Source organism: Hydrocoleum sp. CS-953 (assembly GCF_002260545.1).
In the GTDB taxonomy this organism is placed as follows: Bacteria; Cyanobacteriota; Cyanobacteriia; order Cyanobacteriales; family Microcoleaceae; genus Trichodesmium.
On sequence record NZ_LGSU01000536.1, the window covers coordinates 1 to 3,533 of the forward strand.

Consider the following 3,533-nt stretch of genomic DNA (forward strand, 5'->3'; position numbering starts at 1 on the left):
ATTAACTGGAGACGGGTTGAGAAGAATGTATTTAAGTTGCATGCATTTAATTTACAGAGCATCCAGCCGTGGCGAAATCCGCGTATCGGCGTAAATACCAAAGACTTCTGACCAAAAGTCATTACGCTAGGTTGCTAGCTGTTAGGCGTGTGACCCAAGATAATCAGGGAAAGAAAACTGCTGGTGTAGATGGTATCAAAAATCTACCTCCAATGCAGAGATTTAACCTGGTTGATTTATTAAACACGCGATACCTCAAAGCAAGTCCGACCCGTAGAGTCTGGATACCTAAACCAGGACGGGATGAAAAGAGACCTCTTGGAATCCCCACAATGTACGACCGTGCATTACAAGCTCTGGTGAAATTAGGTATGGAACCAGAATGGGAGGCACGTTTTGAACCTAACAGTTATGGTTTTAGGCCAGGACGGTCAACACATGATGCCATAGAGGCAATTTATACCAGCATTAATCAAAAACCAAAATATGTGTTAGATNCCTAAACCAGGACGGGATGAAAAGAGACCTCTTGGAATCCCCACAATGTACGACCGTGCATTACAAGCTCTGGTGAAATTAGGTATGGAACCAGAATGGGAGGCACGTTTTGAACCTAACAGTTATGGTTTTAGGCCAGGACGGTCAACACATGATGCCATAGAGGCAATTTATACCAGCATTAATCAAAAACCAAAATATGTGTTAGATGCTGATATATCTAAATGTTTTGACCGAATTAACCATGATGCGCTGCTGAGAAAAGTAGGTCAGACACCTTACAGACGATTAATCAAACAATGGCTAAAGTCTGGAGTTTTTGACAACAAACAATTCTCAGGCACTGCGGAAGGAACACCGCAGGGAGGGGTTATATCACCCTTACTAGCAAACATCGCCTTACACGGTATGGAAGAATGCTTATCAAAATTCGCCGAATCCCTACCGGGAAGAAAACGAGATAACAAATGGGCATTATCCTTGATACGCTATGCTGATGATTTTGTAATCCTACATAAAGACATCAAAGTAGTGTTACAAGCAAAAGCCGTAATACAGGAATGGTTAAACCAGGTAGGATTAGAACTAAAGCCAGAAAAGACTAAAATTGCCCACACCTTGGAAGAATATGAAGGGAACAAACCCGGATTCGATTTCCTAGGATTCACAATTAGGCAAGGTCAGGTAAAATCAACCAAACTTGGATTTAAGACACTGATTAAACCATCCTCCAAGAGTATAAAAACTCATTACCGGAAACTGGCGGATATATGCGACAAACATAAAACCGCCCCAACCAAAGCTTTAATAGCTAAATTAAATCCGGTAATAAAAGGATGGGCTAACTACTTCTCCGATGTAGTCAGTAAAGAGATGTTTAATAGTTTAGACCATCTGTTAGTCATAAGATTATGGAGATGGGCAAAGAGAAGGCATCCAAATAAGTCAGCCAAATGGGTGAAAAAGAAGTATTTCCCCAATATAAAAGAAACCCGGAACTGGGTACTTAATGATGGCGAATACATACTAAACCTACACTCAGATGTTCCTATTATAAGGCACATCAAGGTGAAAGGTAATAAATCCCCTTATGACGGCGACTGGACTTATTGGAGTAGTAGAATCGGTAAACATCCGGGCGTAAGGAAAGAAGTCACAACGCTGTTAAAACGGCAAAAGAATAAATGCGCATTTTGTGGATTAACCTTTAGTCCAACAGACCTTATGGAAGTTGACCATATAAAACCAAGGTCTAAAGGTGGTGACAACACTTATAAAAATAAACAACTATTGCACCGACACTGCCACGATACCAAAACTACTTTAGACAACAAAACATATCCAAAGCCAAAATTGCAGGATTTACCTGATGGCTATTTATGGGTTAACGATATGCTGGTTTTAAGGTAGGGATGTGCCCATGACAAGGGACGTTTAAGAGAGGAGCCGAGATGAGGTGAAAGTCTCACGTCCGGTTCTGAAGACGAGTCGGGTAGGGTAACTTACCTGGCTTAGTTTAACTACTTTGCCCATTTTTTTCGATCTAGGATGAAAAATGTTATGATCTATCTTTAGATCAAGATTATCTTAATTTTCTTGATTTTTTGATAACATTCTGTCAACTTGAGAATTTGTTACTAATCCTGGTCCAATGTACTTTTCCACCAACATTAGTAATTCGCTTTCTCCGAAAGGCTTGGTCAAGTAGTGTGTAGCTCCAACTATTCTGGCCTTAACCCGATCTATAAATCCTTCTATGCCAGTAAGCATAATAATAGGTGTCTGGCGAAATGCTGTAGAGTTACGCAACATCGCACAAATCTCATAACCATCTAGTTCAGGCATAGCAATGTCACATAAAATCAAGTTTGGTTTAATTTGAAATACTTCGCCTAATGCTTTGAGGGGATCGCTGAGACTACTGACCTCATAACCATTTTGATTGAGAATTGACTTAACTTTTTCCCGAACAATTAAATCATCATCAATACATACTACTTTCGGTATTTTTGTTTCTCGTTGCAATGACTTTGAGTTTTTGACTATACTTGTTTTTGAACATTGGTCAACTAATTGCACTATCCCTTTTTGCACAAAAGGATAAATGGCCTTCGCTACTTTTAATACATCTCTGTTTAGATATCTAGCTATTTGCTGCATTGATGTTTGGCCATCTGACCAATGACTTAAAATATTATATATGTTTGGCTTTAATGCTTTTTTGAACTGGACTGGATCGGAAATTACTGGACACTGTTGAGTAGAGTAAATATAAGGAGAAAACTGATTCCATTCCTGTATCTGCTGGATCATTTTGGCCAATAATGAGCTGACTTCTAAGGTTGTTAGCTGAGGTGTTAGTGCTGGGCCAAGCTCAAATATAAATGCTCCTTGATGGAGACTTAGTAAATTAAATAGAGTTTCACGAACCATACTATGTATAATGCTGCGTCCCTGAGCTGGTGTGAGAATACCCTTTTCCAACAAAGCCCATAAATAACCATACTCAGGTGCATTGACAGAGGCAACAGAAGGAACTTTAATTGTGTCAAGATAGGGATCTGCTTTGTAGCGACGTAAGTAGTCTCTCAAACGGGATAAACTACCTGCACTTGGGGTAGCGTAGATAATCTGACCACTCAGAAAAAATACAAACCAAGATGGTTCTGCGGGAAAGTGCTGTCGGGGTTCAGCAATATTACTGCCAACTGGTGAGCTGTAGGCCTTAACAAACAGTTCACCAGTTCGTTGACCTAAGTCTATAAGTTGCAGGATGCTGCGGATATCAATTTCACTCAAATTTCCCTGCATGCAGCTTGTAAAATAAATTTTTGATAAAAAATGTAGATATAGAGAGAAGATTCACATCCCTTCTCTTTTTCTGAAAAATAACTAAGTATTTTAATAAATGGTAATATGATTTGAGAGAATTAATTTCATTTTGGGTCAATTATCGAGATTCGAGATTATACTCTAAGTTTACCATCTATGGCTTCAGAATAGGGTATTTAAACACGATCGGCTGTTTCTATATT

General features: G+C 39.2%; 1 protein-coding gene and 2 pseudogenes. 2 read left to right on the plus strand and 1 reads right to left on the minus strand.

What is annotated here, in order from left to right:
• Both AFK68_RS05625 and ltrA read left to right on the plus strand, forming a co-directional pair.
• A pseudogene (locus AFK68_RS05625) lies at positions 1 to 497 on the plus strand (reverse transcriptase N-terminal domain-containing protein); the annotation flags it as partial.
• A 1-nt stretch (position 498) separates the two neighbouring features.
• Positions 499 to 1,999, plus strand: a pseudogene (gene ltrA / locus AFK68_RS05630) (group II intron reverse transcriptase/maturase); the annotation flags it as partial.
• Positions 2,000 to 2,085: 86 nt separating this feature from the next.
• On the opposite strand, the gene AFK68_RS05635 reads toward ltrA, so the two are convergent.
• Complete coding sequence (locus tag AFK68_RS05635; protein WP_094671935.1) at positions 2,086 to 3,309, minus strand: response regulator; 1,224 nt, start codon at positions 3,307 to 3,309, stop codon at positions 2,086 to 2,088.
• Positions 3,310 to 3,533 lie beyond the last annotated feature (224 nt).

What these genes read in the sequence shown, in the direction of transcription:
- AFK68_RS05635 (WP_094671935.1), bottom strand. Translation starts at nt 3,309, where the DNA reads ATGCAGGGAAATTTGAGTGAAATTGATATCCGCAGCATCCTGCAACTT.